This window comes from Campylobacter lari subsp. lari (genome assembly GCF_013372185.1).
Classification (GTDB): domain Bacteria; phylum Campylobacterota; class Campylobacteria; order Campylobacterales; family Campylobacteraceae; genus Campylobacter_D; species Campylobacter_D lari.
Map to the genome: position 1 here is coordinate 1,244,021 of NZ_CP053830.1, position 25,670 is coordinate 1,269,690.

At 27.8% G+C, this 25,670-nt stretch carries 30 protein-coding genes and 1 pseudogene; 24 read left to right on the plus strand and 7 right to left on the minus strand.

What is annotated here, in order from left to right; translation table 11 throughout:
* Nucleotides 1-450, minus strand: coding sequence for an acetyl-CoA carboxylase biotin carboxyl carrier protein (gene accB / locus CLLT_RS06510; protein WP_012661996.1), 450 nt, complete (start codon nt 448-450; stop codon nt 1-3).
* Between the two features lie 131 nt (nt 451-581).
* Here accB and dcd point away from each other — a divergent pair, with 131 nt between their 5' ends.
* The 7 genes from dcd to CLLT_RS06545 all read left to right on the plus strand — a co-directional run bounded on the left by dcd (nt 582) and on the right by CLLT_RS06545 (nt 7,226).
* Nucleotides 582-1,142 (plus strand): dCTP deaminase, encoded by a 561-nt coding sequence (gene dcd, locus CLLT_RS06515; protein WP_074692865.1) that lies wholly within the window; start codon nt 582-584, stop codon nt 1,140-1,142.
* 50 nt (nt 1,143-1,192) lie between these two features.
* Nucleotides 1,193-2,197 carry a UDP-N-acetylglucosamine 4,6-dehydratase (inverting) gene (pseB, locus tag CLLT_RS06520; protein ID WP_074692866.1) on the plus strand — a complete coding sequence of 335 codons (1,005 nt, stop codon included), beginning with the start codon at nt 1,193-1,195 and terminating at the stop codon, nt 2,195-2,197.
* 2 nt (nt 2,198-2,199) lie between these two features.
* A complete protein-coding gene (pseC, locus tag CLLT_RS06525) occupies nt 2,200-3,330 on the plus strand; it encodes a UDP-4-amino-4,6-dideoxy-N-acetyl-beta-L-altrosamine transaminase (RefSeq protein WP_074692868.1) in 1,131 nt (376 codons plus the stop codon).
* Complete coding sequence (locus CLLT_RS06530) at nt 3,323-4,594, plus strand: DUF4910 domain-containing protein (RefSeq protein WP_074692871.1); 1,272 nt, start codon at nt 3,323-3,325, stop codon at nt 4,592-4,594. Before pseC ends, CLLT_RS06530 begins: the two co-directional genes overlap by 8 nt.
* Nucleotides 4,591-5,373: an AAC(3) family N-acetyltransferase gene (locus CLLT_RS06535; protein ID WP_074692873.1), complete on the plus strand. Its 783-nt coding sequence runs from the start codon at nt 4,591-4,593 to the stop codon at nt 5,371-5,373. The genes CLLT_RS06530 and CLLT_RS06535 overlap by 4 nt, the downstream gene beginning before the upstream one ends.
* Before the next feature lies 1 nt (nt 5,374).
* Complete coding sequence (locus CLLT_RS06540; protein WP_074692874.1) at nt 5,375-6,892, plus strand: amino acid adenylation domain-containing protein; 1,518 nt, start codon at nt 5,375-5,377, stop codon at nt 6,890-6,892.
* Nucleotides 6,893-6,995: 103 nt separating this feature from the next.
* Complete coding sequence (locus CLLT_RS06545) at nt 6,996-7,226, plus strand: acyl carrier protein (protein WP_115614000.1); 231 nt, start codon at nt 6,996-6,998, stop codon at nt 7,224-7,226.
* Here the strand turns inward: CLLT_RS06545 and CLLT_RS06550 are convergent.
* From CLLT_RS06550 to CLLT_RS06560, 3 genes are read right to left on the minus strand one after another with little or no spacing between them, the layout of a single operon-like run.
* The gene (locus tag CLLT_RS06550; protein ID WP_074692876.1) at nt 7,219-8,430 is read right to left on the minus strand and encodes a DUF2920 family protein; all 1,212 of its coding nucleotides are present in this window, start codon (nt 8,428-8,430) and stop codon (nt 7,219-7,221) included. The two genes, CLLT_RS06545 and CLLT_RS06550, sit on opposite strands and share 8 nt — an antisense overlap.
* A gap of 5 nt (nt 8,431-8,435) precedes the next feature.
* Nucleotides 8,436-9,182, minus strand: coding sequence for a hypothetical protein (locus tag CLLT_RS06555; protein ID WP_074692877.1), 747 nt, complete (start codon nt 9,180-9,182; stop codon nt 8,436-8,438).
* Nucleotides 9,182-10,429, minus strand: coding sequence for a DUF2920 family protein (locus CLLT_RS06560; protein WP_074692879.1), 1,248 nt, complete (start codon nt 10,427-10,429; stop codon nt 9,182-9,184). Before CLLT_RS06560 ends, CLLT_RS06555 begins: the two co-directional genes overlap by 1 nt.
* Nucleotides 10,430-10,666: 237 nt before the next feature.
* On the opposite strand from CLLT_RS06560, the gene CLLT_RS06565 reads away from it, so the two are divergent.
* The 17 genes from CLLT_RS06565 to CLLT_RS06645 all read left to right on the plus strand — a co-directional run bounded on the left by CLLT_RS06565 (nt 10,667) and on the right by CLLT_RS06645 (nt 22,462).
* Nucleotides 10,667-11,971: a YeiH family protein gene (locus CLLT_RS06565; RefSeq protein ID WP_074692880.1), complete on the plus strand. Its 1,305-nt coding sequence runs from the start codon at nt 10,667-10,669 to the stop codon at nt 11,969-11,971.
* A gap of 9 nt (nt 11,972-11,980) precedes the next feature.
* Nucleotides 11,981-12,646, plus strand: a complete 666-nt coding sequence (locus CLLT_RS06570) for an AAC(3) family N-acetyltransferase (protein ID WP_074692882.1) — start codon at nt 11,981-11,983, stop codon at nt 12,644-12,646.
* Between the two features lie 152 nt (nt 12,647-12,798).
* Nucleotides 12,799-13,386 carry a hypothetical protein gene (locus CLLT_RS06575; protein ID WP_074692883.1) on the plus strand — a complete coding sequence of 196 codons (588 nt, stop codon included), beginning with the start codon at nt 12,799-12,801 and terminating at the stop codon, nt 13,384-13,386.
* 10 nt (nt 13,387-13,396) lie between these two features.
* Nucleotides 13,397-14,317, plus strand: a complete 921-nt coding sequence (locus CLLT_RS06580; protein ID WP_074692884.1) for a ketoacyl-ACP synthase III — start codon at nt 13,397-13,399, stop codon at nt 14,315-14,317.
* The gene (locus tag CLLT_RS06585; protein WP_081352044.1) at nt 14,314-14,544 is read left to right on the plus strand and encodes an acyl carrier protein; all 231 of its coding nucleotides are present in this window, start codon (nt 14,314-14,316) and stop codon (nt 14,542-14,544) included. The genes CLLT_RS06580 and CLLT_RS06585 overlap by 4 nt, the downstream gene beginning before the upstream one ends.
* A gap of 14 nt (nt 14,545-14,558) precedes the next feature.
* A complete protein-coding gene (locus tag CLLT_RS06590) occupies nt 14,559-14,798 on the plus strand; it encodes an acyl carrier protein (protein WP_074692885.1) in 240 nt (79 codons plus the stop codon).
* Complete coding sequence (locus tag CLLT_RS06595) at nt 14,782-15,591, plus strand: AAC(3) family N-acetyltransferase (protein ID WP_081352045.1); 810 nt, start codon at nt 14,782-14,784, stop codon at nt 15,589-15,591. Before CLLT_RS06590 ends, CLLT_RS06595 begins: the two co-directional genes overlap by 17 nt.
* On the plus strand, nt 15,572-16,636 hold the full coding sequence (locus CLLT_RS06600; protein WP_074692887.1) for a 3-oxoacyl-[acyl-carrier-protein] synthase III C-terminal domain-containing protein: 1,065 nt from the start codon (nt 15,572-15,574) through the stop codon (nt 16,634-16,636). Before CLLT_RS06595 ends, CLLT_RS06600 begins: the two co-directional genes overlap by 20 nt.
* Nucleotides 16,633-16,866, plus strand: coding sequence for a hypothetical protein (locus CLLT_RS06605; protein ID WP_074692889.1), 234 nt, complete (start codon nt 16,633-16,635; stop codon nt 16,864-16,866). Before CLLT_RS06600 ends, CLLT_RS06605 begins: the two co-directional genes overlap by 4 nt.
* Nucleotides 16,866-17,615, plus strand: a complete 750-nt coding sequence (locus CLLT_RS06610) for an SDR family NAD(P)-dependent oxidoreductase (protein ID WP_234944987.1) — start codon at nt 16,866-16,868, stop codon at nt 17,613-17,615. The genes CLLT_RS06605 and CLLT_RS06610 overlap by 1 nt, the downstream gene beginning before the upstream one ends.
* A 27-nt stretch (nt 17,616-17,642) precedes the next feature.
* The gene (pseF, locus tag CLLT_RS06615; protein WP_074692891.1) at nt 17,643-18,338 is read left to right on the plus strand and encodes a pseudaminic acid cytidylyltransferase; all 696 of its coding nucleotides are present in this window, start codon (nt 17,643-17,645) and stop codon (nt 18,336-18,338) included.
* Nucleotides 18,335-19,159 carry a UDP-2,4-diacetamido-2,4,6-trideoxy-beta-L-altropyranose hydrolase gene (gene pseG, locus CLLT_RS06620; RefSeq protein WP_074692893.1) on the plus strand — a complete coding sequence of 275 codons (825 nt, stop codon included), beginning with the start codon at nt 18,335-18,337 and terminating at the stop codon, nt 19,157-19,159. The genes pseF and pseG overlap by 4 nt, the downstream gene beginning before the upstream one ends.
* Nucleotides 19,156-19,662, plus strand: a complete 507-nt coding sequence (pseH, locus tag CLLT_RS06625; RefSeq protein ID WP_074692894.1) for a UDP-4-amino-4,6-dideoxy-N-acetyl-beta-L-altrosamine N-acetyltransferase — start codon at nt 19,156-19,158, stop codon at nt 19,660-19,662. Before pseG ends, pseH begins: the two co-directional genes overlap by 4 nt.
* The gene (locus CLLT_RS06630) at nt 19,662-20,282 is read left to right on the plus strand and encodes a formyltransferase family protein (RefSeq protein WP_074692896.1); all 621 of its coding nucleotides are present in this window, start codon (nt 19,662-19,664) and stop codon (nt 20,280-20,282) included. The genes pseH and CLLT_RS06630 overlap by 1 nt, the downstream gene beginning before the upstream one ends.
* A gap of 29 nt (nt 20,283-20,311) precedes the next feature.
* Nucleotides 20,312-20,905, plus strand: coding sequence for a class I SAM-dependent methyltransferase (locus CLLT_RS06635; RefSeq protein ID WP_074692897.1), 594 nt, complete (start codon nt 20,312-20,314; stop codon nt 20,903-20,905).
* A 6-nt stretch (nt 20,906-20,911) separates the two neighbouring features.
* Entirely contained in the window at nt 20,912-21,670 is a 759-nt protein-coding gene (locus CLLT_RS06640) for a hypothetical protein (RefSeq protein WP_074692899.1), read from the plus strand.
* Nucleotides 21,671-21,682: 12 nt separating this feature from the next.
* Nucleotides 21,683-22,462, plus strand: a complete 780-nt coding sequence (locus tag CLLT_RS06645; RefSeq protein ID WP_074692901.1) for a sulfite exporter TauE/SafE family protein — start codon at nt 21,683-21,685, stop codon at nt 22,460-22,462.
* Here the strand turns inward: CLLT_RS06645 and flhB are convergent.
* The 3 genes and pseudogenes from flhB to CLLT_RS08075 form a co-directional block, all read right to left on the minus strand.
* Nucleotides 22,454-23,530 carry a flagellar biosynthesis protein FlhB gene (gene flhB / locus CLLT_RS06650; protein ID WP_074692903.1) on the minus strand — a complete coding sequence of 359 codons (1,077 nt, stop codon included), beginning with the start codon at nt 23,528-23,530 and terminating at the stop codon, nt 22,454-22,456. The genes CLLT_RS06645 and flhB overlap by 9 nt on opposite strands.
* 68 nt (nt 23,531-23,598) lie before the next feature.
* On the minus strand, nt 23,599-24,561 hold the full coding sequence (locus CLLT_RS08070) for a methyl-accepting chemotaxis protein (RefSeq protein ID WP_370510400.1): 963 nt from the start codon (nt 24,559-24,561) through the stop codon (nt 23,599-23,601).
* A gap of 456 nt (nt 24,562-25,017) precedes the next feature.
* Nucleotides 25,018-25,635, minus strand: a pseudogene (locus tag CLLT_RS08075) (cache domain-containing protein); the annotation flags it as partial.
* Nucleotides 25,636-25,670 lie beyond the last annotated feature (35 nt).

Sequence of the window (25,670 nt, forward strand, 5' to 3'; positions counted from 1 at the left end):
TTATAATTTCTCCACCACAAATAAAGGCATGCCAAATTCTACAGGCTGACCATCTGCAACTAGTACTTCTACTATTCTACAATCATACTCAGCTTCGATTTCATTCATGATTTTCATCGCTTCAATAATTGCTATAGTACTTCCTTTTTTAATAGTTTGTCCTGCTTTAGCAAAAGGTGCTGCACCTGGGCTTGGAGCTTGATAAAAAGTACCTACCATAGGACTATTGATAGTTGGTTTATTAGAAGAGCTTGAGCTTGCTTTGGTTTCATTAACTACATTTACATTAATTGGCTGTGGAGCTGGAGCAACTGGAGCTGGAGCTGGTAATTCACAACATAAATCTTTTTCTAGTTCTATTTCAAATCCATCTTGTTCTTTTATTTTAATCTTGCTTATACTTGCTTCTGCAAAAAGTTGCATTAGTTCTTTAATTTCTTCTTTTGTCATATATTCTCCTTAATTTATAAGACTTAATTTATAATTATATATAAAAATACTAAAAATAACTTCAATTATTTATTTTTTACTTTTATTTTAAGATATAATTTAAAAATTCACTTTAATTATAAAGGACAAAAATGGGCTTAAAAGCAGATAATTGGATCAAAAAAATGGCATTAGAGCACAATATGATAGAGCCATTTTGCGAAGCAAATATAGGCAAAGGTATAGTTAGTTATGGGCTTTCAAGCTATGGATATGATATAAGAGTTGGAAGAGAATTTAAAATTTTTACTAATGTAAATTCCACTGTTGTAGATCCTAAAAATTTTGTAGAAGAAAATGTAGTGGATTTTGAAGGTGATGTTTGCATAGTTCCTGCAAACTCTTTCGCCCTAGCAAGAACGGTTGAGTATTTTAAAATGCCAAATGATGTTTTAGCCATTTGCCTTGGTAAAAGCACTTATGCAAGATGTGGCATCATAGTAAATGTAACTCCTTTTGAACCAGGTTTTGAAGGACATATCACTATAGAAATTTCAAACACAACCCCACTACCTGCTAAAATTTATGCTAATGAAGGTATAGCTCAAGTTTTATTTCTACAAGGAGATGAGCCTTGTGATGTAACATATGCTGATAAAAAAGGCAAATACCAAGCCCAAACAGGTATAACTTTACCAAGAATTTTAAAATAATTTTATTTTCAGCCGATATAAAAACTTAGTCAAGTAATAGGAAAATAAATATGTTTAATGGAAAAAGCATTTTAATCACCGGTGGTACAGGAAGTTTTGGAAAGACTTATACAAAAACTTTACTTCAAAAATACCAACCTAAAAAAATCATCATCTATTCACGCGATGAACTTAAGCAATTTGAAATGGCAAGAGAATTTAATGATAATTGTATGCGTTATTTCATAGGCGATGTAAGAGATAAAGAAAGATTAAATATAGCAATGAAAGATGTGGATTTTGTAATCCATGCAGCTGCTATGAAACATGTACCAATTGCAGAATATAATCCCATGGAATGTATAAAAACTAACATCCATGGAGCACAAAATGTAATTGATGCGTGTTTAGAAAATAATGTAGAAAAATGTATCGCACTTTCAACCGATAAAGCATGTAATCCTATTAATTTATACGGAGCTACAAAGCTTGCGAGTGATAAGCTTTTTGTAGCAGCAAATAACATCGCAGGAAGCTCTCATACTAAATTTAGTGTTACACGATATGGTAACGTAGTAGGCTCAAGAGGCTCTGTTATACCATTTTTCAAAAAACTAATCAATGAAGGTGCCAAAGAACTTCCTATTACAGATGAGAGAATGACAAGATTTTGGATATCTTTAGAAGATGGAGTTAATTTTGTACTGAATAATTTTGCATGCATGCATGGAGGAGAAATTTTTGTACCAAAAATTCCTTCTATGAAAATCGTTGATTTAGCTAAAACCATGGCTCCTAATTTGACTCATAAAATCATAGGCATAAGAGCAGGTGAAAAACTACATGAAATTATGATTTCAAGAGATGATAGTCATTTAACTTATGAATTTAAGGATTATTACGCTATAAGCCCAAGTATTCAGTTTAATAATATTGATATTGATTTTAGCATAAATGCAAAAGGTCAAAAAGGCAAAAAAGTTTCTAATGGTTTTTCTTATAGTTCAGATAATAATCCATCATGGATTAGCCAAGAAGAACTTTTAAATATCATTAATCATACTAAGGTAGATTAATTATGCTTACTTATTCTCATCAAAATATTGACAATCAAGACATACAAATAGTTTGCGAAGCTTTAAAAGATGATTTTTTAACCGGTGGTAAAAAAGTTGAAGAATTTGAACAAGCCCTTTGTGAATATATAGGTGTAAAATATGCTTGCGTACTAAATTCAGCTACTTCTGCCTTACACCTTGCGTATTTATCTTTAAATGTAAAAGATAAAATCGTTTTAACAACCCCTATAACTTTTGCAGCAACTGCAAATGCAGCTTTAATGGCAGGTGCTAGGGTTGAGTTTATAGATGTAAAAAGTGATGGAAATATTGATGAGAAAAAACTTGCTTTAAGATTAAGCCAAGATAGCTCCAATATAGGAGCAATTTGCGCGGTTGATTTTGCTGGAAATAGCGTAGAAATGGATGAAATCTTAACCTTAGCTAAACAATATAACATCCCACTGATTGATGATGCAAGTCACGCCCTAGGTGCTATTTATAAAGATCAAAAAGTAGGATCTATGGCGGATTTAAACATATTTTCCTTTCATCCAGTTAAACCTATCACGACCTTTGAAGGTGGTGCTGTTGTTAGTAATAATAAGGAATTAATTTCAAAAATCAAGCTTTTAAGAAGTCATGGCATAGTCAAAAAAAGACTTTGGGATAGTGATATGATCGATTTAGGATATAACTATCGTTTGAGTGATGTGGCCTGTGCTTTGGGCATAAATCAACTTAAAAAACTTGATAATATGCTAGAAAAAAGAGAAATAATCACAAGTTTTTATGATAAAGAGTTTGAAAAAAATCCTTATTTTAGCATCATAAAAATCAAAGATTATAAAAAAAGCTCGAGACATTTATATCCTATTTTGCTTTTCCCTGAATTTTATTGCCAAAAAGAAATTATTTTTGAAAAATTATTAAATTTGGGCATAGGTGTACAAGTGCATTACAAACCTACTTATGAATTTAGTTATTATAAAAACCTATATGGAAATTTATTCTTAGAAAATGCGGATAATTTTTACAAAGCCCAGCTTAGTATACCTGCTCATCAAGAAATGAGCTTAAAAGAAGCACAATTTATTAAAGATAGTTTATTTAAGATTTTAGAAGAAACTAAAAAGGGATGTTGTGAGTAAAAGTATACATGAGCTAGCTTGTAAGCTTTTTCCTATATGCAGAAGCATTACAGGTGAAGGTTTTAGACAAAGCTTGAAAATACTTGATGAGGCTATGGGTGGAGGTATATTAAAAATTCACTCTATAGCAAGTGGGAGTAAAGTGTTTGATTGGGAAGTGCCTGCTGAATGGGAAATAAACGATGCTTATATCATCACTCCAGATGGAGAAAAAATTTGTGATTTTAAGCAAAATAATCTTCATGTGTTAAACTATAGCGAAGGTATAGACACAGAACTTGATCTAGCAAGCCTACAAGAACATCTTTACTCTATAGAAGACTATCCTGATGCTATACCTTATGTGACAAGCTATTATAAAAGGCGTTGGGGATTTTGCATCAAACATGAAGATAGGGTTAAACTAAAAGAAGGAAAATATAAAGTTTTCATAGATGCAAAACACCATGAAAATGGGGTTTTAAACTATGCTGATTTACTCATACCTAGCACACAAGAAACAAAAGATGAAATTTTAATCTCTACTTATCTTTGTCATCCATCTATGGCAAATAACGAGCTAAGTGGCCCTGTAGTAGCTGCGTTTTTAGCTAAATGGCTTTTAGAGCTTAAAGAAAGAAAATACAATTATCGTTTTGTTTTTGCTCCTGAAACCATAGGGAGTATAGTTTATCTTAGCAAACATTTAAAGCATTTACAAAAGCATACCAAAGCAGGCTTTGCACTCTCTTGCATAGGTGATGATAATGCTTACTCACTCATACACACTCCAAGTGAAAATACCCTAGCAGATAAAGTAACCTTGCATACCTTAAAAGAAAAAAATAATTTTAAAGAATTTAGCTTTTTAGATAGAGGTGGAAATGAAAGACAATTTTGCGCACCCTTAATCAATTTACCTGTTGTAGGAATCTGCAGGACTAGATTTGGCGATTATAAAGAATACCACACTAGTAAAGATGATTTAAATTTCATCAGCGAAGAGGGATTACAAGGTGGTTTAAAAGCTATGCAAGAAATCATCATGAATTTAGAAATAAATGAAACTTATAAATTAACAACATTTTGCGAACCTAATTTAGGCAAAAGAAACTTATACCATACTTTAAACCAAGGAGTTGTCAAAAAACCAATCTCGGTCGATTTTCTAGCCTTTTGTGATGGCAAAAATGATGTTTTAGATATAGCCTCAAAGCTTGATATACAAGCTTATGAATTAAAAGATTTAGTAGAAAAATTAAAATTTCACGAATTAATAAAATGAAATATTTCTTAAAATATAATAATAAAAATTATTCTAATGTTGATTTATTGAAAACTTTTGAAAAACTTGATATTAAAAAAGGTGATATTTTATGCGTTCATACAGAATTATTTAATTTTGGTAGACCGTTGCTTCCTAGAAATGAATTTTTACAAACTATATTGGATTGTTTTTTTGAAGTTATAGGCAAAGAAGGTACTTTAATTATGCCTACATTTACTTATAGTTTTTGCAAAAATGAAGTTTATGATAAATTAAATTCTCCAACAAAAATGGGTGCTTTAAATGAATATTTTCGTAGATGGGGGGGGGTAAAACGCACCAATGATCCTATATTTTCTTTTGCCATTAAAGGAGCTAAAGAAGAATTGTTTTTAAAGGATACTACAAGTTGTTTTGGAGAAAATTGTGTATATGAAACACTTCGAAAAAATAATGGAAAAATAATGCTATTTGGAACATATTTAATAGGATATACATTTACTCATTATATAGAAGAAGTAGCTAAAGTACCCTATAGGTATTTTAAAAATTTCAAAGGTATTTTAATAGATGAAAATAATATTAAGCATAATACAAATATAGACTATTATGTAAGATATATAGATAAAAATTCTTCAATCTCTAAGCAACAACAAATAAATATATTAAAAGAAAACAATAATTTCAATATAATTAATTTTGCAGGTTCTCACATAGTGAGTCTTGAAAGCAAAAGATATTTTTTAGATACAATGAGATATTTAAAAGATAATCCATATGGTTTACTAAAGGAATAAAATGACAACCCACATCAATGATTTTTTACAAGAAAGCGTTGCTAAATTTGGAAGTAAAAATGCTTTTGTTGAGTTTAATGGCAGAAGTATAAGCTATAAAGATTTTGATGATTTAAGTAAAAAAATAGCAAGTAAAATTCTTTCTAAACTTCCTACAAAAAGCACACAAGAACCTGTATTAATCATACTTCCTAAAGGGATTGATTGTTTGCTTTCTTTTTTTGGTGTAGCAAAAAGTGGAAATTTTTATACACTTTTAGATGAAAAAAGTCCTAAAGAGCGTGTAGAAAAAGTCATAGAAGTTTTAAAACCAAAGCTTTTAATCACTTCTAAAAAATTAAATTTAGGTTTTAATCTTGATACTATCTTCACAGAAGATTTTGAAAGCTTTGATATAAATGAAAATGCTTTAGAAAAAGCTTTAAATAATCACATAGATACAAACTTGCTTTATGTCTTTTTTACAAGTGGAAGCACAGGAACTCCAAAAGGAGTGAGTATAAGTCATAAAAGTGTTATTGATTATACTTTTTGGGTATGTGAGACTTTTAAACTAAGTCATGAAGATATACTTGCTAATCAAGCGCCATTTTATTTTGATAATAGCATTTTAGATATTTTCTCATCTATAAAAGCAGGCGCTACACTTCACATACTTCCAAATCATTTATTTGCTTTTCCAAATAAAATAATGGAGTATTTAGTTAATAATGAAGTAAATACTATATTTTGGGTGCCTTCTGTACTGATTTATTTTGCTAATACCAACGCTCTTGATACTTTCAAACTAGAATGTTTAAATAAAGTCCTTTTTTGTGGTGAAATCATGCCAAATAAGCAATTAAACATTTGGCGTAAACACCTTCCTAATGCTTTATTTGCAAATTTATATGGACCTACAGAAATTACTGATGTATGTTCTTTTTATATAATTGATAGGCAATTTAGCGATGATGAACTTTTACCTATAGGAAAAGCTTGTAAAAATACTCAGCTTTTAGTATTTGATGAGGATTTAAATTTAATTACTCCAAGTCAAGTGGGAATTAAAGGCGAGCTTTATGTAAGAGGGACTTGTCTTTCTTTAGGGTATTACAACGATAAAGAAAAAACACAAAAAGCTTTTGTACAAAATCCTTTGCATGATAATTACCTAGACTTGCTTTATAAAACAGGTGATGTAGTAGCTTATAATGATTTTGGCGAGCTTTTATGCTATGGAAGGATAGATCATCAAATCAAATACATGGGTCATCGTATAGAACTTGGAGAGATAGAAAGCATTATAAATTCTCATGAGAATGTAAGAAATTGTGCTTGTATTTTTAAAGAAGATATTATTTGTTTTTACGAATGCAAGGAAGAGTTAGATTTTAAAAACTTTTTAAAAGACAAACTCCCTGTTTACATGATACCTAAAAAATTTGTTAAAATAGAACAATTTGCTTTAAATGCAAATGGGAAGATTGATAGGAAGGTTTTAATAAACTTTTACAATAAGCAAAATGAAGTTTTATAAACATCAATAAATAATAAAGTCAATAAAACAGCATTTATATTCTATTTTACAAAATTAAATATGGTATAATCTTTAAAAATTTAGTATTTAAAAGGAAGTATTTATGAATATTACGATTGAAAATATACAGAATATGTTTAATGCAATTAATAGAAGTGACATTAACGAGAGTAGTCGCAATTTAGTAGATGAAGATATTATTGACAGTATGGATATGATGAAATTAATCTTAGAAATAGAAAAATTTATTGGAAAAAATTTAGACGCTAAATATATAACTCCAGATAATTTTGAGGATTTTTCCGCAATAAAAAATATGCTTGAGACTATATAATCTCAAGCACAAATTTATCACCTTTATCTTTAAAAGTAAAAACTTTATCTTTGCAAGGATAACTTATACTATCTTCTTTTATATCAAAAGTTTTATCTTTTAATTTTTCAAGCATTAAAGGTAATTCTTTATTAAACATGGCTTTATCAGTTATACCACAACCATGATCTAAATTTTTAACAAATTTGCCATCTATATCTTCTTCTTTTATTAAATGAAAATTTACTTCATATCCTAAGGCTTTTAAAAATTCCATAAATTGTGTTTTATACTCATAAGATGTCATTTCATCTGCTGAGCTATGATAGCTTGTATAAATTATATTTTTACTTTTATTTGCTTGTATAAGTAAATGATCTTTATTTAGTAATGTTCTAATTAAAAAATTTTCATCTTTAAAACAATAAGGAGAATTTCGATCAGCATTCCAGAGTGTTTTTAAATAAGCACCAATTGTATAATTTTGTCCATGATAAAATGCATCAACATTATTTAAGTCTTTTCCTATAATATAACCTAAAAGCAACATCGCTTCACCTGAATTATCTATCACTCCATCAATATACCATGGAGCTATTTTTGCAATCAACAATGAAAGATATCCCCCATAAGATTTTCCACTATATATTTTAGGTAAAGTTTTAAATTTGGGATATTTTTTAATGATATCTTTTAAAACATTTACATGATCAATTGCAGCCATAATGCCATAGTTTTGATATTCATCATTTGGAGGACATAAGTCTAATGACAAAAATATTTTATAATCTTTATTTAAACAATCTTTTTGTTTTAAAGAAGTAATATTTGCATCTAATATCTTAAAATACTCTCCTGCATTAAAAGCATTCATTCCATCAATATTTATTTTAAACATATTTAAAGTATTTTTAAGTTTAATTACAGTTTGTGGATCAAATAAAAAACTAGCACTATATTTTTTATCTTTTTCATTAATCCTACAACTAAAACAATGATATAAAACATTTACCGCTACAACATCAAATTTTTTTGCAACAAATTCTCTGTTAAAATCCATTATAGATAAATCAATATTTGCACCATAACCACCTATGATAAAAACTATAGCTTTCATAGTTTTTTCATCATCATAACTTATTCTATATTCAAGCTTATTTTTTCTTTTTATACCAAGTTCTACATCATCACAAGAATCAATAAAATAAGTTTCATTTTTTAGCATTTTAATTACTCAAAATATTGTGTAAATTCATCATGATATTTTTTTTCTAAATTATCATAAACCTCTTGAACGCTGTTAATAAATTTTTCATTTTTATATGCTTGCATAGTCATAGAATTGATCTCTTGAAAAGCAAAGAAATCAAATTTTTCTTCATGCGTTAAATCTTCAAGATAAATTACTTTTTTATAATGATCATAAGTATATTGCTTAAGAGTATCTTCGATAATTTCAAGCACTTTAAATACAAAAATCATTATAGGTTCTTTTCTTAAAATTAATGTATTTTCTTCAAATTCTTTCAAAAATTCATCATTTTTTCTATGTGTAATCGTACAATAATGCTTTTTCGCATCTTTATAAAATATATCAAATAAAGCACAAGGCTTAACTCCTAAAAAATTTCCATCATAATCAACTTGTGGATAATATGGATAAAGCTTGCAAATTAAAGGGCGTAAGCTATGTGGATCACAAAGTCCATTTAAATCACATTTTGCAAAATACATATTAATTTTTTTGCCGTTTTTTAAAGTTAGCGTATTGACTTTTCCATTTTCTAAATAATTATTCCCAGCTTGTTTTAAGCTAAGATATTCAATTTCTAACATTGGCAAAATCACTGCATTTGATTTATTAAATTTAAAATATTGTGCATATATATTATGACAACATCCTCCATTACAAGTTTTATAACATTGTGGTGCAAAAATAAATTCTTTATCTTTTAAAGTGCTAAAAAAATTTTTCATTATTGTCCTTTGCTTTTTTGAATTTCTAATAATATTTTATTATTAATTTCTTTAAAAGTATAGATTAAATCATCACTCTCATAAGAAATTTCTTTTTTACAAATTTTATCGTTAAATGGTTCTTCTAAAATTTGTGGCAAATGCTTTTTGATAAGCAATTTCACAGGTATCCCCATGCCATGTTTTAAATTTTTAATAAATTTTCCATCAATTTGCTTTTCATCGTATATTTTTATAATTTCAAGATCAAAACCAAGCTCATTTAATATATCAATACAAGCTTCTTTTTCCTCTAAAGGAACATATTCATCATGAATGCTATAATATATAATATATTTTGGTTTTGGGTATTTTGCTTGAGTGGATAAGTGATTTTTATTTAAAATTTCTCTAATTAATTTTCTTGCATTAGAAAAATAATAAGGTGATTTTTTATTAGTAGTCCATAGCGTTTTTTCACAAGCACATAATCTAATATTATTAAAAAAAGCAAAAGTTGCAAAACATGCATACTTACTAAAATCAATTTCTTTCCCAAAACCTATATACCTCCATGCATCACCTTCTAAGGTTACATGAGTAGAATTATCAAGCACAACATCTATAAGCCATGGAGCTATTTTTGCGCATAAAAACGCCATATACGATCCATGAGATACACCAACTGTTATAATTTTTAATTTTTTATTTTTAAAAATACTTGTTTTTGCATAAAGTAAAGCATTTAAAACATCAATAGTTTGCATAATGCCATAATTTTGATATTCATTATTTGTAGTGTTTAAACTAACACTTAAATTTAAAAAATAATCCCTATTTAACTCCCAATCATCTTTCATAGTTTGAATTTTTTTATTAAGATAATCCATAGCAGGATGAAATTCTTCAAAAGTATTTAGTTTTTGTATATCATAAGGAATTGTTATATCAAGAGCTTTTATGCTTGCTTCAAAAATTAATTTATCAATATCATCCAAATACCACTTTGCTCCAATTTGAGGACGATTTCCTATAGCATGATAATTAACACTCATTAATGCCACATCATATTTTGTAGCAAAATACTCCATATTAAATTTAAGCACAGGATCGTTTATATCAGCCCCAAGCCCTTGTATAATACAGACTATAGCTTTAATATCTTTACTATCATCATATGTAAGTATAACTTCAGGCTTACTTTCTCTTTTTATACCAAGCTCAATATCATCGCAAGAATCAATAAAATAAGTTTTTTTTTGGAGCATTATTTTCTTTCTATAAATTGCAATTTTAGCTATTATATCCAAAAATTCAAGAAATTACCGTGAATTTTGCAATTATGTTTTATAAGAAGATTAAATATTTATTTTATTTTTTATTTGATAAAAAATTGAAATTTCTATATACTTTTTATCTTAAAGAATATTATAAAATAGATCAAAATACTTAATTGTCTAATATAACACTTATATTTTTACATCAAAGTATAAAAAAGGTTTTAAGTGGAATGGTTTAAAAAAGAAGATATTCAAGCAATTTTCATAAGTTCTTTTATTATAGCTATAATATCTATATTGTGGATGTTTGACTTAAATTTTATTTATAAGTTTATAGATATTAAATTTACATCTTGGAATTTTGATAATATCTTTGAAAAAACATCCTATTTTAGCATTTTTAATATTATATTGTTTTATATATTTTTTGCTATGTGTTTTACTTTTGCTTTTGTTTTTATGAAATATGATATTAAAAAATACCTCACAAACTTCAGTATTATTTTTATACTTTCTATTTTAACCAACTTTGTTAGTACTCACGAATTTGCTAAAACTTGGCAATTAGAAACACCACTAATAGCCTTAATTATAGGACTTTTAATAGGAAACATCTTTCATATTCCCAAATGGTTTAAAGACACCTTAACTACAGAATTTTATGTCAAAATAGGCATTATACTCATGGGAGCCACCTTGCCACTAACTTTAATCATACAAGCAGGCTCTATAGCGATTATACAAGCTTGTATAATCACAATCATCACTTTTTTCTCTATATTTTTTATTGCTACTAAATTTTTTAAACTTGATCCTAGATTTGGAGTAACATTAGGTGGAGGAGGATCTATATGCGGAGTAAGTGCTGCCATAGTTATAGGAAATGCTGCAAAAGCTAAGCAGGAACATATTTCAATCACAATTAGCATAGTAGTATTTTGGGCAATATTAATGATACTATTTTTACCATTTTTATGCAAAATTTTAAATTTAGATCCCGGAGTTGCTGGAGCATGGATAGGCACATCAGAATTTGCTGATGCAGCGGGAATAGCTGCTGCATCAGCCATAGGAGATGAAAGAGCTATAGCAGCTTTTACTCTAATAAAAGTGCTGGGCCGTGATATGTTTATTGGTATTTGGACTGTTTTGGTGGCTTTTCTTTCTATAACTTTTTGGGAAAAGAAAAATAACAAAAAAACCAATATAAAACTAATATGGCAAAGATTTCCTATTTTTATAGCAGGTTTTATATTTATGTCTATTTTTACTACATTTTTTATAATTTCTTTGCAAGATCATGGTAAAATTTATCAAAATGAAGTTTTATCGAGTATAAAAAATTTTAGAAATTGGATTTTTACTTGGACTTTTTTATGTATAGGTTTAAGTGCAAATATTAAACAAATTTTATTACTAGGATACAAACCTCTAATAGCTTTTAGCCTAGGTGTTATGATTAACCTCCCTTTGGGTTTTATATTATCTAATTATATTTTTGTTGATTTTTGGAAAAATTTTTTAAGATAAGGATTATATGTGGATTATAAATTACTAGATTTAAAAAACATATTAACTCAAAATATTAATCCTGAACATGAAGTAGTATTTATTGCTGGGAATTTAGCAAATTTTGGACGCTTCAACTCAAATAACAAAAAGGATTTACTTGATTTAATCATAGAAAGCATCATGCAAGCTAGCAATGAAAAAAGCACCATAATGACTCAAACTATGAGTTTTCAAATTTGCAATACAGATATTCCATTTCATCGTTATACATGGGCAAATTTAGGTGCTTTTGGTAATTATTTATTAAATCTTGATGGTAGCATAAGAAGTTTACATCCTTTTGCTTCCTATACAGCATTTGGTAAAAATGCAAAGATTTGCGATTGTCAAATTCCTTTTGCATATGGCTTGCAAAGCCCATATGATAATATGCTTAAATATGATAATATTTTAATGATAAGTATGGGTATGAAGCCAAATATGACTTGCTCCATAGTTCATCATGCAGAATTTAATATGCATGTTCCTTATAGATATATCAAAGAATTTAATCATCCCATACAGTTAAATGATGAAATTACTTATAAAAAATTTTATCTTCATGTATTATATAAAGAATACTACGAGGAAAACTACAAAAGAAATCTTAATATTAATTTTTTTAACTACTTTTTGCAAGAAAAAAAGCCATAATCAAAGAATTTTCTTTAGGGAAAAATGCCATTTATATTTATAATTATAAAGATTTTTACAATTCTTGCATAGAATATCTCCAACAAAACATTTATGCCTGGATGAGCGAAGAACCAAAAATAAAACCTTTTATATTTTAAAATGGAAAAGATATGATAAAAAAACTAGAATTTAATTTTAAAGAAAATCGTAATTATATACATGGAACAAATATTTATAATACATTATTATCTATATACAAAGATGATATTATTTCAAATTTTGAAATTTCTTTTCACAATATTGCTTATAATAATTTAACTTTAACCGATACCAAACCCGATGATTTAAAAGATCTGAGATTTATTTGTCATTTTATAGCAAAAGATTCCATGACACATTACCTTTATGGAATCGATAATCCACTTTCTAAACCAACACTTTCTAAACCTTATCCAGAAGAAAACATCACAAAAGATGCCACTATCAACCATGATGAAAAAAGTATTATTTTAAATAATACTAGCAACTTTACTTATATAGAAGAAATTGTCGCTTTGAATAAGCATTTGCTAAATAATATTTTTCCTCAAGCTAAAGGAAAATGGTATTTTTCAAAATTGCAATTCCAAAACATTCCATTAGAAAAATCTTATCCTATTAAGATTGTTTTTAAAAGCAATTTTAATTTTTTAATTGTAAAAAGTGAAATTTATTTTAATGATAAATTTATGGGATTTATTTATTTTAGTTTAAAATAAAGGTATGTTAATGCTAGGTATTTCTGATATAGGAACTTATATTTGTTCTGATAAAATTTCTAATTTTGATAGAAAAACAGATTTTGATATCAATGATGAGTTTATTAAAGAAAAAATAGGCTTTCAAAGTCTTAGCAAAAGCTCAGATGATGAAAAAACCTCTACCTTATGTTTAAAGGCATTTGAAAAAATAAAACACAAAATTGATTTATCTAATATTGATTGCTTGATTTTAATTTCACAAAACCCCGATGTAAAAATTCCACATACTTCAGCAATTTTACATAACAAATTAAATCTTTCCAAAAATTGCGCTTGTTTTGATGTAGGACTTGGATGTAGTGGTTATGTATATGGACTTTCCATTATACTTTCTTTTATGCAAAATAACAATTTAAAGCATGGCTTGCTATTTACCTGCGATCCTTATAGAAAAATTATAGATGATAATGATAAAAATACTTCCTTATTGTTTGGCGATGGAGCAAGTGTTACTTATATTAGTAAAGATTTTATATATACTCCTATAGCATTTAAATTTGGAACCGATGGAAGCAAATTTGAAAGTATTTTATGCAAAAAAGATATTTTGAGTATGAATGGACGCGGAGTGTTTGAATTTAGTGCTACTACTATACCAAAACATATAATGGATTTTTTACAAGAAGAGCAAATAAATCTTAACAATGTAGATCGTTTTATTTTTCATCAAGGTAGTAAATATATAGTTGACACTCTTAGACAGCGATTAAAATTAGATGAAGAAAAAGTTCCATTTGACGCAAATTTTTATGGCAATACCGTTTCTTCTTCAATACCAATTTTATTAGAAAATGAATTTAAAAAAGAAAAGTGCTATAATAATATACTGATTTCAGGATTTGGCACAGGTCTTTCTTGGGCTAGTGCGATATTGCAAGGAAAAAAATGAAAATTGAAGCTAAGGATATTTTAGAAATATTAAAAGAAGTTGGTGTTTTAGTTGATATAAACACTCTAGAAATAAACAAGCCTTTAAAAGATCAAGGAATAGACTCTTTAGATATGGCAAACCTTTTCTTGAACTTACAAGAAAAATATAATATTGAAATTCCTATGGAAGATGTGGAAAAATTAACTTCTATAGAAAGTATAATGCAATATATAAATTTAAAATAACACAGGAAATATTAATGGATACAATTCAAGAATTTTTTAACAATATTGGAAGATCTGATGTAAATAAAAACTCAAAGCATCTTCTTAGTAGTGGGACTATAGATAGCATGGATGTCATTTCTTTAGTTAGTGAAATAGAAAAATACTACAATAAACCAATACAATCTAACTTTGTAAAACCTGAAGCATTTGAAGACTTTGAAAGTATCCAATATATGATAAGAGAAGGCATAAACCGTGACTCATCTTTTTAAAACCCAAAATCATATTTTTACAACAGATGATTTAAAACTAACTTTACAAAATCTTGGCATAAAAAAAGGAGATATATTATATATCCATAGTGAAATTTTTAATTTTGGGATCCCAATGATTAACCTTCACGATCTTCAAAAAAATATTATAGATTGTTTTTTTGAAATAATAGGAAACGAAGGTACGCTAATAATGCCAACTTTTACCTATAGTTTTTGTGATAACAAAGTTTATGATAAGTTAAACTCAAAAACAAGAATTGGTGTTTTAAATGAATTCTTTAGAAAACTTCCTGGGGTTAAACGCACCAATGATCCTTTATTTTCTTTTGCAGTTAAAGGTGCAAAAGAAAAATTATTTTTAAAGGATACAGATAGTTGCTTTGGAAAAAATAGTGTATTTGATGTATTAACTCAACAAAATGCAAAATTAGTTTTATTTGGCGGGAGATATGTTGATCATTCCTATATACACTATATAGAAGAGCATATGAAAGTTTCTTATAGGTTTTATAAAAATTTTAGTGGTGAAATTATAGATGAAAATGGAAATAAAACAAATAAAGATATTATGTATTATTGCAGACATTTAGATATAAATTCTGAAACAACCATCGAATCAGTTTTAAAAATGCTAGTACAAGATAATAATATTCAAAGTGAAAATTTTGCAAATGCTGAAATATCAATAATCGACATTAAAAGATTTTTTGAAACAGGAACTAAGGTTTTAGCAAAAAATGAAAAGGCTTTATTAAAACAAGAGAATAAAAATGCAATGTGTATTCAATAATGTTAAAATATCAGCAATGATTTCGGTAGTTCCTGATAACAAAATTAACATAGATGATGAATTACACACAAAATATCAAGGAAATATTAAAAAACTAAATAAAATTAAACAATCTACGGGGATACAGTATCGATATTTGGTTGATGAGCAAACTTCTGTAAGTGATTTAGCAATATATGCTTGTAATATACTTTTTAATGAATATAAACTAGATAAAAATACCATAGATGGCATTATTGTTACAACGCAAACACCTGATTTTCTTATGCCTGCAACTGCATGCTATATTCATGGTAAGCTTGATTTGCCTCAATCTACAATCGCTTTTGATATCAATCAATCATGTGCTGGATATTTATATGGTCTTTATGTTGCTTTTAATATGCTAGAAAATCAAAGTTGTAAAAAAATATTATTTATTTGTGGAAATACCGTTAATAAAGGACTTAATACTAACGAGCTAATAGGTCATGGTGTTAGCGTTAGCATTTTAGAATATACTACAATTTCAAGTAAAAGTTTTTTTGAAATCAATAATGATGGCAAGGGTGTGCCATTTTTATTTACACCTTTTGGTGCATATAAAACACCTACAAGTGATGAATTTGAAGAAAATGGATGGGAAAACACTCCTATTAAAGACTTTTTTATGGATGGATTAGAAATTTTTAATTTTGCAATAAGCAAAGAGCCAGAAAGCTTTAATAGTTTATTAAAATTTTCTAATTTCAATAAAGAGCAATTAGATTATATTTTTTTTCATCAAGCCAATAAAAGCATAGTGGATCTTATTATAAAAAGACTGGGATTAGATTCTAAAAAAACTCCTAGTGATACTATGTATAAATATGGAAATTTAGCCTCTGCTTCAATTCCTGCAGCAATTTGCGACACATTAAACACTCATCAGAATAAACTAAATCATAAAATAAATACTGCCTTGTGCGGGTTTGGCGCAGGGCTTAGTTGGGCCAATGCTATAATTACACTTGATGAGAATTTTTGGTGTAAAGAAACTCAAGTATTTAAAAAGGAAACACGATGACAAAACAAATTTTTTTAAAAAAATTAGAAGAATTATTACAAGTTGATTATGCTTTAGAAGAGAATATGTTATTAAAAAACATTGAAGAATATGATAGCTTGGCTTTATTATCACTTACAGTTTTTTATGATCAAGAATTTAATATTTTTGTAGAAGGAAAAAAACTTAAATCTTGTCAAAGTATTTCAGATTTAATTGCATTAATTCCTAGTGAAAAATTGGAATTTTGATGATATTTAAAGAAAATCTATTTAAAAATAAAAGTTTTATAATTACAGGTGCTAGTAGTGGTATAGGAGCTCATATATCCTTAACCCTAAATAAGCTTGGCGCTAAAATCATAGCTATCGGTAGAGATAAAAATAAGCTTTTAAGTCAAAAAAAACAAGCTAAAAATCCTGATGATTTCATTATAATTTCAAAAGATTTATCAAATTTTGAAAATATTGATAAATGGACACTAGAACTTGCAAAAGAATATGAAGGTTTTGACGGAGCGGTTTTAGCTGCGGGTATTGCACAACCTCTAGGAATTAACTCTCCTTATTATACTGATAGTGCAAAAGAAATTTTTAATATAAACTATTTTGGAAATCTACAAATTTTAAAAGGTTTAATAAACAAAAAAGCAAAAACAAAAGATGAGGCAAGTTTTATTTGGATTAGCTCTACTGCTAGCAAAACTCCAGGAAAAGGATTAAGCTCCTATGGTGCAAGTAAAGCAGCTATAAATGCAGCAGTCAAATCTATAGCATTAGAAATAGCTCCAAAATATAGAATAAATTCAATACTACCAGGATTTATAAAAACTCCATTAACAGAAATTGGTTTCGATAGCGAACCTTTTGAAAATTCTTACCCATTAGGAATAGGAAAAGTTGAAAATATCTCCCCTTTAGTATGTTTTCTTTTGAGCAATGCTTCATCTTGGATTACTGGGCAAGAAATCATTATAGACGGAGGTGGAGAGTCTCTTTGAATTAAACATTTTGACTCTTGAAAAATCATGAAAAATCTTTGTATTATACCAGCGCGTGGTGGTTCTAAACGCATTCCTAGAAAAAATATCATTGATTTTTTAGGAAAACCTTTGATTGCTTATAGCGTAGAAAGTGCTTTAAATTCAGGCATTTTTGATGATGTGATTATCTCAAGTGATGATGATGAAATCATCGAAGTAGCTTTAAAATATGGCGCAAAAGCTCCTTTTGTGCGCAAAAAAGAATTAAGTGATGATTATACAAGCTCAACTGCTGTAATCCAAGATGCTATCATTACCCTAAAAATGCAAGATAAAATCTATGAAAATGTATGTTGTTTATATGCTACTGCACCACTTATAGATGAGTTTATCTTACAAAAAGCTTTTAAGCAATTTATTCAAGATGAGTGCAAATTTTTATTTTCAGCTTGTGAATTTGAATACCCTATACAAAGAGGTTTTTACCTTGATGAACAAAACAAAGTTTATATGTTTGATGAGTCAAATTATCATAAACGTTCACAAGATCTTATTAAAGCTTATCACGATGGTGGTGCATTTTACTTTGGTAAAAAAGAAGCATGGCTAGAAGAAGATTTTATGTTTAAACCTCATTCTAAAGCCTTTTTACTTCCAAGGAATAAAATTTGCGATATTGACACCTTTGAGGACTTAGAATTTGCTAAAATACTTTATCAATTCAACAAAGGCAAAATTTGAAAGTTCTTTTTAGAAGCGATAGTTCTAGCGCTATAGGACACGGACACATTAAAAGAGATCTTTTGCTAGCTAAACAATACCAAGATGTATCTTTTGCTTGTTTACCACTAAAAGGCTCTTTAATAGATGAAATTCCTTATCCTGTTTATGAGCTAACAAGTGCTAGCATATATGAACTCATCAATCTCATCAAAAAGGAAAAATTTGATCTTTTAATCATTGATCATTATGAGATTACTGCAAATGATGAAAAACTCATTAAATTAGAAACAGGAATTAAAATTCTTAGCTTTGATGATGAGATAAAAGAACATTTTTGCGATATTTTACTTAATGTCAATGCTTATGCTAAAGAAAGTGATTATGAAAATTTAGTACCAAAATATTGTGAATTAAGATGTGGCTTTTCCTATGCTCTAATACGCGATGAGTTTTATCAAGAAAGCAAGATAAAAAGAGATAAAATTTATGATTATTTTATCTGTATAGGGGGAAGCGATCCAAAAAATATTTCCTTTGATATAGCAAATAAACTAAATAAAAATAAAACTGTCATCATAGCTACCACAAAAGCAAATTCTCATCTAAACTTACTTCAAAAATTAAGCCAAAAAAACCCTAATATACAAATTCTCATTGACCATCCTAGCCTTGCTAGATTAATGAATGAAAGTAAAAAACTCATCATTAGTGCAAGCTCATTAGTCAATGAAGCTTTGATTTTAAAAGCAAATTTTAAAGCCATAGTTTATGCTAAAAATCAAGAAAAAATTGCAACTTGGCTAGCTAAAAAAGGCTATGAAGTGGAGAGTTTTATATGATAGTTTTAAAAGATTTTATCCACTTAAATCAAGAAGAAATCAAGCTCGTTTTAAAATGGCGAAATAATGAAAGTATTGCTAAATTTATGAAAACACAAAATATCACTTTAAAAGAGCATTTAAGCTTTTTATCTAGCCTAAAAACAGATACAACTAAAAAATACTTTTTAGTTTATGATAGCAAACAAGCTATAGGCGTGATTGATTTTATCAATATAACTAACAATTCATGCGAATTTGGACTCTATGGTATAAAAAAAGATGTAGGCGAACTTTTAATGCAAGAAGTTAAAAACTATGCTTTCAATGTTTTAAAAGTTCAAACTTTAAATGCTTGTGTTTTCAAAGAAAACACAAAAGCTTTAAATTTATATTTAAAACATAAATTTAAAATAATCAAAGAAAATAATAATTTTTATCTCATGTTTTTATTTTTGGATATTATGGGGGGGGGTAAGCTTAATACTTCTTATAACTTTACCTTTCTTAAAAAGGCAGCATAATGAAAATAGCTTTACTTACTTCGCCTAATCAATGGTTTGTACCCTATATTAAAAAACTACAAAAATTAATACCTAACTCTTTGGTATTTTACAAGCATGAACAAATAAGTGGTTATGATATAGTTTTTATACTTTCCTACCACCGAATAATCTCGAAAGAATTTTTAAGCAAAAATAAAAACAACATTGTCATACATGCTTCAAATTTACCACAAGGTAAAGGATGGGCTCCTCTTTTTCATCAAGTTTTAGAAGGAAAAAATGAAATTATTTTTACTTTATTTGAAGCAGATGAAAAAGCAGATAATGGCGATATATATCTACAAAAAACATTGGTTTTAAATGGCTTAGAACTTTATGAAGAATTAAGAGATAAACAAGCAAATTTTACTATAAAATTATGTCTTGAATTTTTAGAAAATTTTTCAAATATAAAAAAGACTCCCCAAAAAGGCAAAGAAAGTTTTTATCCAAAAAGAACTTCAAAAGATCATGAGCTTGATATTAATAAAACTATAGAAGAACAATTTAATCTTTTAAGAATTTCCAATAATGAAGAATTTCCTGCATTTTTTTATAAAAATGGAAAAAAATTTATTATAAAAATTTATTTAGAATAGTTAAGTATAATACTTAGCAAGGAATAAAAATGAATAATGAACTTTGGGAAAAAATTTATAAAGAACGCTCAAGATGCATCTTATATCCTAATGAAAATTTTATTAGTTTTTTTTATAGAAATTTTATAAATAATGATTTAAAAAATATCAATATACTTGAAATAGGATGTGGCTGGGGAAACAATCTAAAATTCTTAAAACAAGAAGGATATGATCCTATTGGTGTAGATTTTTCTCAAGAAGCTATAGAATACTTAAAAACTCAAAACTACAATGTTTTTTGTGGAGATATCGCCAAAATAAATATGGAAAAATATCGCTCTAAGTTTGATTTAATTTATGCTTGCGGTGTTTTAGAATGCAATGATACAGTAAGTATTCAAAAAATTTTATTATTTTGTAATGTAGCATTAAAAGACAATGGAAAATTATATATCTTTAGCACCAACAATGACTTTTATGATAAAACTTTAGCACCTACTCCTATAACACAAGAAATATTTTTAAATGTTTTAAAGCAAAATAATATCAAATTTAAAGATATACAAATTGATTATTTAACAAAAACTTTTAACAATCAAACACAGACTATAAAATCGATAGAAATTATATGCACAAAGTAGTTTAATATGGGTGAAAAAAATATTTTTTTTAAAAAATTGCAAACAACAGAATTTGTCTTTTTTAAGGAATGTTATACTACATGTGATGGTTATTGTTGTAAAAATTTTCATGCGAATAATTTTAAATTTCTTAATCAAGAAGATGTTATCATACCATTATTAGAACCAGAATTTCAATTAATAAATAATTATCCAGAAAAAACTTTTTTAAATTTTAAAGAAAAAATTTTTACACTAGATAATAATAAAAAAATAAAGATATATTTTCTTAAATGCTCTTCTAAGGGACTATGTCATCCTCATTGTATTAGACCTTTAATTTGTAAAATTTATCCTTATTTTCCTATAGTTAATTTTGATGGAGATTTTTTAGGTGTACGAGAGTGTGCTTTTCTTGATCTATTTTATAAAAATGAAAAAAACCATCCTTGTACTTTAGTTAGCCAACACAAACAACAATTAATTCTTGATTTTAAGCAAAGTACAGAATTTCTTAGGCGACAACCAATTATGATTTTTGTATTTATGGTTTTAAAATATTTAGATGAAGCTTTAATGTTGTATTTTAAAAAATCTTTGAATGGTAAAATTTATCTTGATGAGCTAAATGAAAAAGAAAAACAAAATTTTTTTGAATTATATGAAAATAATGCTCTAACATTTAATGCATGGAAAACGCAAGAATTTAAAAACAATATTAACAACACTTATGAAATATTAGAACAAAAATATGGTGAAGAATTTACTCAATATTTTTTTGATTAAAGCGTATAGAATATGGATTTAACTTTACTTCCTTATATGATTATAGGAATTTTTTCAGGTATAGCTTCGGGAGTTTTTGGCATAGGTGGTGGCATGATTATCGTTCCATTTATGCTTACTTTAGGACTTAGCTCTCACCATGCTGTTGCAATTTCAGTTGTACAAATGATTTTTGCTTCTATTTTTGGTTCTTATCTAAATTATAAAAAGAAAAATTTAATCTTAAAAGATGGTCTTATCATAGGCCTTGGAGGTTTTATTGGGGCTATGTTTAGCGGGGTTTTACTTGCATATTTTTCAGATATAACCTTAACAAGTATTTTTTTATGCGTGAGTATTGTATTCTTTTTAAAATTTGCTTTTAATCAAAAAAGTACCATTGGAAACATCAACCACTCTAATATTTTAAAAAATTCTATTTTGCTAATTTGTGGTATATTTACAGGAATTTTTGCCATATCTTTAGGGATTGGTGGTGGGCTTTTAATTACCCCTATTTTGGCTTATTTTTTAGGCTATGATACTAAAAAAGTAGTTCCTCTTAGCTTGTTTTTTGTGATTTTTGCTTCCATTTCAGGGATTAGTTCTTTTGTATATAATGATATTATCGATAAAGAAGTCTTACAAAATGGAAGCTTAGTGGGGCTTAGCTCTATGCTAGGGGTTTATCTTGGTATTAAAATCATGGAAAAAATCAATCTCAAATCTCACCGCATAGCACTTTTAAGTATTTATACTCTTTCTATAACTATGACTATCATAAGTTTAATTAAAAAATTAAATTTATTTTAATCTATCAGCAAATTTTTGCCTATTAGAAGTATAGACAAAGCTTAAAACTTCTGCTACTGCCTTAAAAAGCTCTGGCGGTATAAGATCATTTACCTCACAAGCCTTATAAAGCTCTCTTGCTAAAGGTGGATTTTCATAAATCATTACATTGTACTCATATGCCATATCTTTAATACGCAAAGCTAAAAAATCCACTCCCTTGGCTAAAACTTTTGGAGCAGCTTCTTGGGAGCTATCATAACGCAAAGCAACCGCATAGTGGGTAGGGTTGGTAATAACAACATCCGCACTTGCGACATCTTGCACCATTCTACGCCTTGCTGCTTCCATTTGCAAGCGACGAATTCTACTTTTAACCAGCGGATCCCCTTCGGTTTGTTTGTATTCATCTTTGATTTCTTGTTTGCTCATGCGTAAATTTTTAAAATACTGATACCTTACTATAAGAACATCTAAAAAGCCAATAAGCAAAAATGCGATGATTACAACAGCAGCTAGAATAATAGCCTTATCTCTAAGCCATAAAAGCTGAGGATATATCGTATAAAGCTCTACTCTTGGTAATTCTTGCATAAATTGTAATAAAAATACAAATGCTATACCAAAAACCACTCCAACTTTAAGAGTGATTTTTAAAGCTTCAATGATTTTTTTTAGCGAAAAAAGATTTTTAAGGCCATTTAAAGGATTAATTTTATTAAAATTTGGAGTAATGGGCTTGGTAGTAAATATAAAGCCAAATTGCATTAAATTTCCAAGCACACCTGCTATCATAATCACTAAAGTAATAGGTAAAACCATAATAAACATTTCTATCATGGTTTTTATAATAATTTTTTGCAAGATTTTTAAATCAAGTTCTATGCCTATAAAGCTTTGATAAAACCTATAAAGACCACTAATTCTTTCTCCCATAAAAGGAAGAGTAAAAAGCACCACAACAACTGCTACAATCAATACAGCAACAGCCGATGCATCTTGACTTTTTGGGACATTACCCTCTTTACGCGCATCTTCTATTTTCTTGGATGTGGGTTCTTCTGTTTTTTCTTGATCATCAGCAGCCATAATAAACCTTTAAAAAGCACAATTATAGCTAAAACATCTGTAAAATTACAGATGTTTTAATTCAAATTCTAAAACCTCTTCTTCTTAGCATCCTCTAAGATATCATTGGCTATTTTATTTACATTTTCAGATATTGCAGCACTATCTTTAGCTATTTTAAGATTTTCTTGAGTTACATGATCAATTTGAGCTACAGCATCATTAATTTGAGTAATACCTGTAGTTTGTTCTTTAATACTTTCACCCATTTCATTAATAGATTGAACTAAGATATTAGTATTAGCTTCTATTTCACCTAAAGACTTTTGAGTTCTTTCAGCTAGGTTTCTAACTTCATCAGCAACAACAGCAAAGCCTCTACCATGCTCTCCAGCTCTTGCAGCTTCAATAGCAGCATTTAATGCAAGTAGATTAATTTGATCAGCTATATCTCCTATTATAGAAGTAACATTTTTAATCTCTTCACTTTGAGCTATTACTTCACTTGTTTTATGAGATACATTTTGCATAGAAGAAGTAATCTCTTCTAAAGCAGCAGCTGTTTCTTCCAAAGAAGAAGCTTGGCTTGATGAAGAATCTGTTAATTCTCTAACAGCACTTTGTAATTTACCACTTTGTGTTGCAAGTAAATTAGCAAATTCAGAAGATTGTCTTAGCATAGCTACTATTTCTTGACCTAATACATTAGTAGTTATTTCAACCCCACCTTTAGCATTAGCAACTTCTGTTGTAAAGTCTAATGCTTTATAGCTATCAAATACACGGTTAATTTCATTCATATTAGAACCAACTTTTTCTTCTAATACACTAAGCATATCATTTAATACATTTTTTAATTCTATTAATTGAGGATTAGCAGGAATAGCTGTTATTCTTGCTGTTAAATTACCAGCTTCTATTTCTTTAGCTGTTTCAACTGATTGTTCTACTGCTTTAGCATCTTGTTCTAAAGCATTTTTAGTTTTAGTGATGTTTTCATTGATAGCTTTTGCCATAGCACCTAGTTCATCATTTGTATTAACATTAATCATAGCTGAGTCTTTGGTTTTATGATTGATAAAATCAAAGAATGAGTTAAGGCCTGTTTGGATAACTTGTAAAGGTGATAATAATCTTGATGAAATAAAATAAACAATAAAACATGATAAAATCAAAATCACAATAGATGTTATAATTTGATCAAATACATCTTCAATAACTAATCTATCTAAATCATCTTGCTTTTGAATTGCACACGCTACATAGCTAACATGCGCATTTGAATTATTAATATTTGCACAAACTCCAAATCTTTTTTCTCCACTATCTACCCCAGTATATTCAAAAGTCTTATAATCACCTACTATTTTATGATGATTTTTAATCTCGTCGATGTTTGGGTATGATTTTAATATTAAAGACTTATCGTTAGATGCAAAAGGTATTGAACTAGTATTGTCAAAAACAAATACACTTCCTGGTAATTTTTCAAATGTTTTTTGTAATGATGTTAAAAGTAAATCAATACCCAAAACAGCTACAAGTTTTCCATTTTTTTCAATAGGTACAGAATAAGTAAAACTAGGAAATTTCGTTACTGAATCTTCATATACATCACTTACAAAAACACCTTTATTTTTTAATGCCCCCTTGTACCAATCTCGTGTGGTTGCATTATATTGAGGATCATCATAATGACTTATACCACCACCTCTTTTTCTAAAAGGTATTCCTTTTTTATCTGATTCTGCATCACTAACAAGCATGGTTCCATCAGGAAAACCAAGATATACTGCTAAAGTATTTGAACCATCTTTAAATACTTTCAAATCCTTAGCAAAATATTCCCCTAATTTATCAAAATTTTCTGTCTGGTATTTTGGTAATGAATCTATATATTTTTTTATAGATAGTAGAATTTCAACATAACTTTCAATATAAGTTTCCACTTGAGCAGTAGTTACTAACAAATAATCTTTATTTGCATTTTTACTATTTATAATAAGATTTTCTCTACTTGAATAAAAAGCCATTGCCGCTACTATAAACAAAGCTAAAGCAACTATAATCCCTGTAGTATAAGAAAGCTTATTCTTTACACTAATAAAACTATTTTTAAAAAACATTTATTTTCCTTAAATTTTATTATTATTATATTAAT

Bases quoted from the DNA above. Each gene is read 5' to 3' on its own strand.
- accB (WP_012661996.1), bottom strand. From the start codon at position 450: ATGACAAAAGAAGAAATTAAAGAACTAATGCAACTTTTTGCAGAAGCA.
- dcd (WP_074692865.1), top strand. From the start codon at position 582: ATGGGCTTAAAAGCAGATAATTGGATCAAAAAAATGGCATTAGAGCAC.
- pseB (WP_074692866.1), top strand. From the start codon at position 1,193: ATGTTTAATGGAAAAAGCATTTTAATCACCGGTGGTACAGGAAGTTTT.
- pseC (WP_074692868.1), top strand. From the start codon at position 2,200: ATGCTTACTTATTCTCATCAAAATATTGACAATCAAGACATACAAATA.
- CLLT_RS06535 (WP_074692873.1), top strand. From the start codon at position 4,591: ATGAAATATTTCTTAAAATATAATAATAAAAATTATTCTAATGTTGAT.
- CLLT_RS06540 (WP_074692874.1), top strand. From the start codon at position 5,375: ATGACAACCCACATCAATGATTTTTTACAAGAAAGCGTTGCTAAATTT.
- CLLT_RS06545 (WP_115614000.1), top strand. From the start codon at position 6,996: ATGAATATTACGATTGAAAATATACAGAATATGTTTAATGCAATTAAT.
- CLLT_RS06550 (WP_074692876.1), bottom strand. From the start codon at position 8,430: ATGCTAAAAAATGAAACTTATTTTATTGATTCTTGTGATGATGTAGAA.
- CLLT_RS06555 (WP_074692877.1), bottom strand. From the start codon at position 9,182: ATGAAAAATTTTTTTAGCACTTTAAAAGATAAAGAATTTATTTTTGCA.
- CLLT_RS06560 (WP_074692879.1), bottom strand. From the start codon at position 10,429: ATGCTCCAAAAAAAAACTTATTTTATTGATTCTTGCGATGATATTGAG.
- CLLT_RS06575 (WP_074692883.1), top strand. From the start codon at position 12,799: ATGATAAAAAAACTAGAATTTAATTTTAAAGAAAATCGTAATTATATA.
- CLLT_RS06580 (WP_074692884.1), top strand. From the start codon at position 13,397: ATGCTAGGTATTTCTGATATAGGAACTTATATTTGTTCTGATAAAATT.
- CLLT_RS06585 (WP_081352044.1), top strand. From the start codon at position 14,314: ATGAAAATTGAAGCTAAGGATATTTTAGAAATATTAAAAGAAGTTGGT.
- CLLT_RS06590 (WP_074692885.1), top strand. From the start codon at position 14,559: ATGGATACAATTCAAGAATTTTTTAACAATATTGGAAGATCTGATGTA.
- CLLT_RS06600 (WP_074692887.1), top strand. From the start codon at position 15,572: ATGCAATGTGTATTCAATAATGTTAAAATATCAGCAATGATTTCGGTA.
- CLLT_RS06605 (WP_074692889.1), top strand. From the start codon at position 16,633: ATGACAAAACAAATTTTTTTAAAAAAATTAGAAGAATTATTACAAGTT.
- CLLT_RS06610 (WP_234944987.1), top strand. From the start codon at position 16,866: ATGATATTTAAAGAAAATCTATTTAAAAATAAAAGTTTTATAATTACA.
- pseF (WP_074692891.1), top strand. From the start codon at position 17,643: ATGAAAAATCTTTGTATTATACCAGCGCGTGGTGGTTCTAAACGCATT.
- pseH (WP_074692894.1), top strand. From the start codon at position 19,156: ATGATAGTTTTAAAAGATTTTATCCACTTAAATCAAGAAGAAATCAAG.
- CLLT_RS06630 (WP_074692896.1), top strand. From the start codon at position 19,662: ATGAAAATAGCTTTACTTACTTCGCCTAATCAATGGTTTGTACCCTAT.
- CLLT_RS06635 (WP_074692897.1), top strand. From the start codon at position 20,312: ATGAATAATGAACTTTGGGAAAAAATTTATAAAGAACGCTCAAGATGC.
- CLLT_RS06640 (WP_074692899.1), top strand. From the start codon at position 20,912: ATGGGTGAAAAAAATATTTTTTTTAAAAAATTGCAAACAACAGAATTT.
- CLLT_RS06645 (WP_074692901.1), top strand. From the start codon at position 21,683: ATGGATTTAACTTTACTTCCTTATATGATTATAGGAATTTTTTCAGGT.
- flhB (WP_074692903.1), bottom strand. From the start codon at position 23,530: ATGGCTGCTGATGATCAAGAAAAAACAGAAGAACCCACATCCAAGAAA.
- CLLT_RS08070 (WP_370510400.1), bottom strand. From the start codon at position 24,561: ATGATTAATGTTAATACAAATGATGAACTAGGTGCTATGGCAAAAGCT.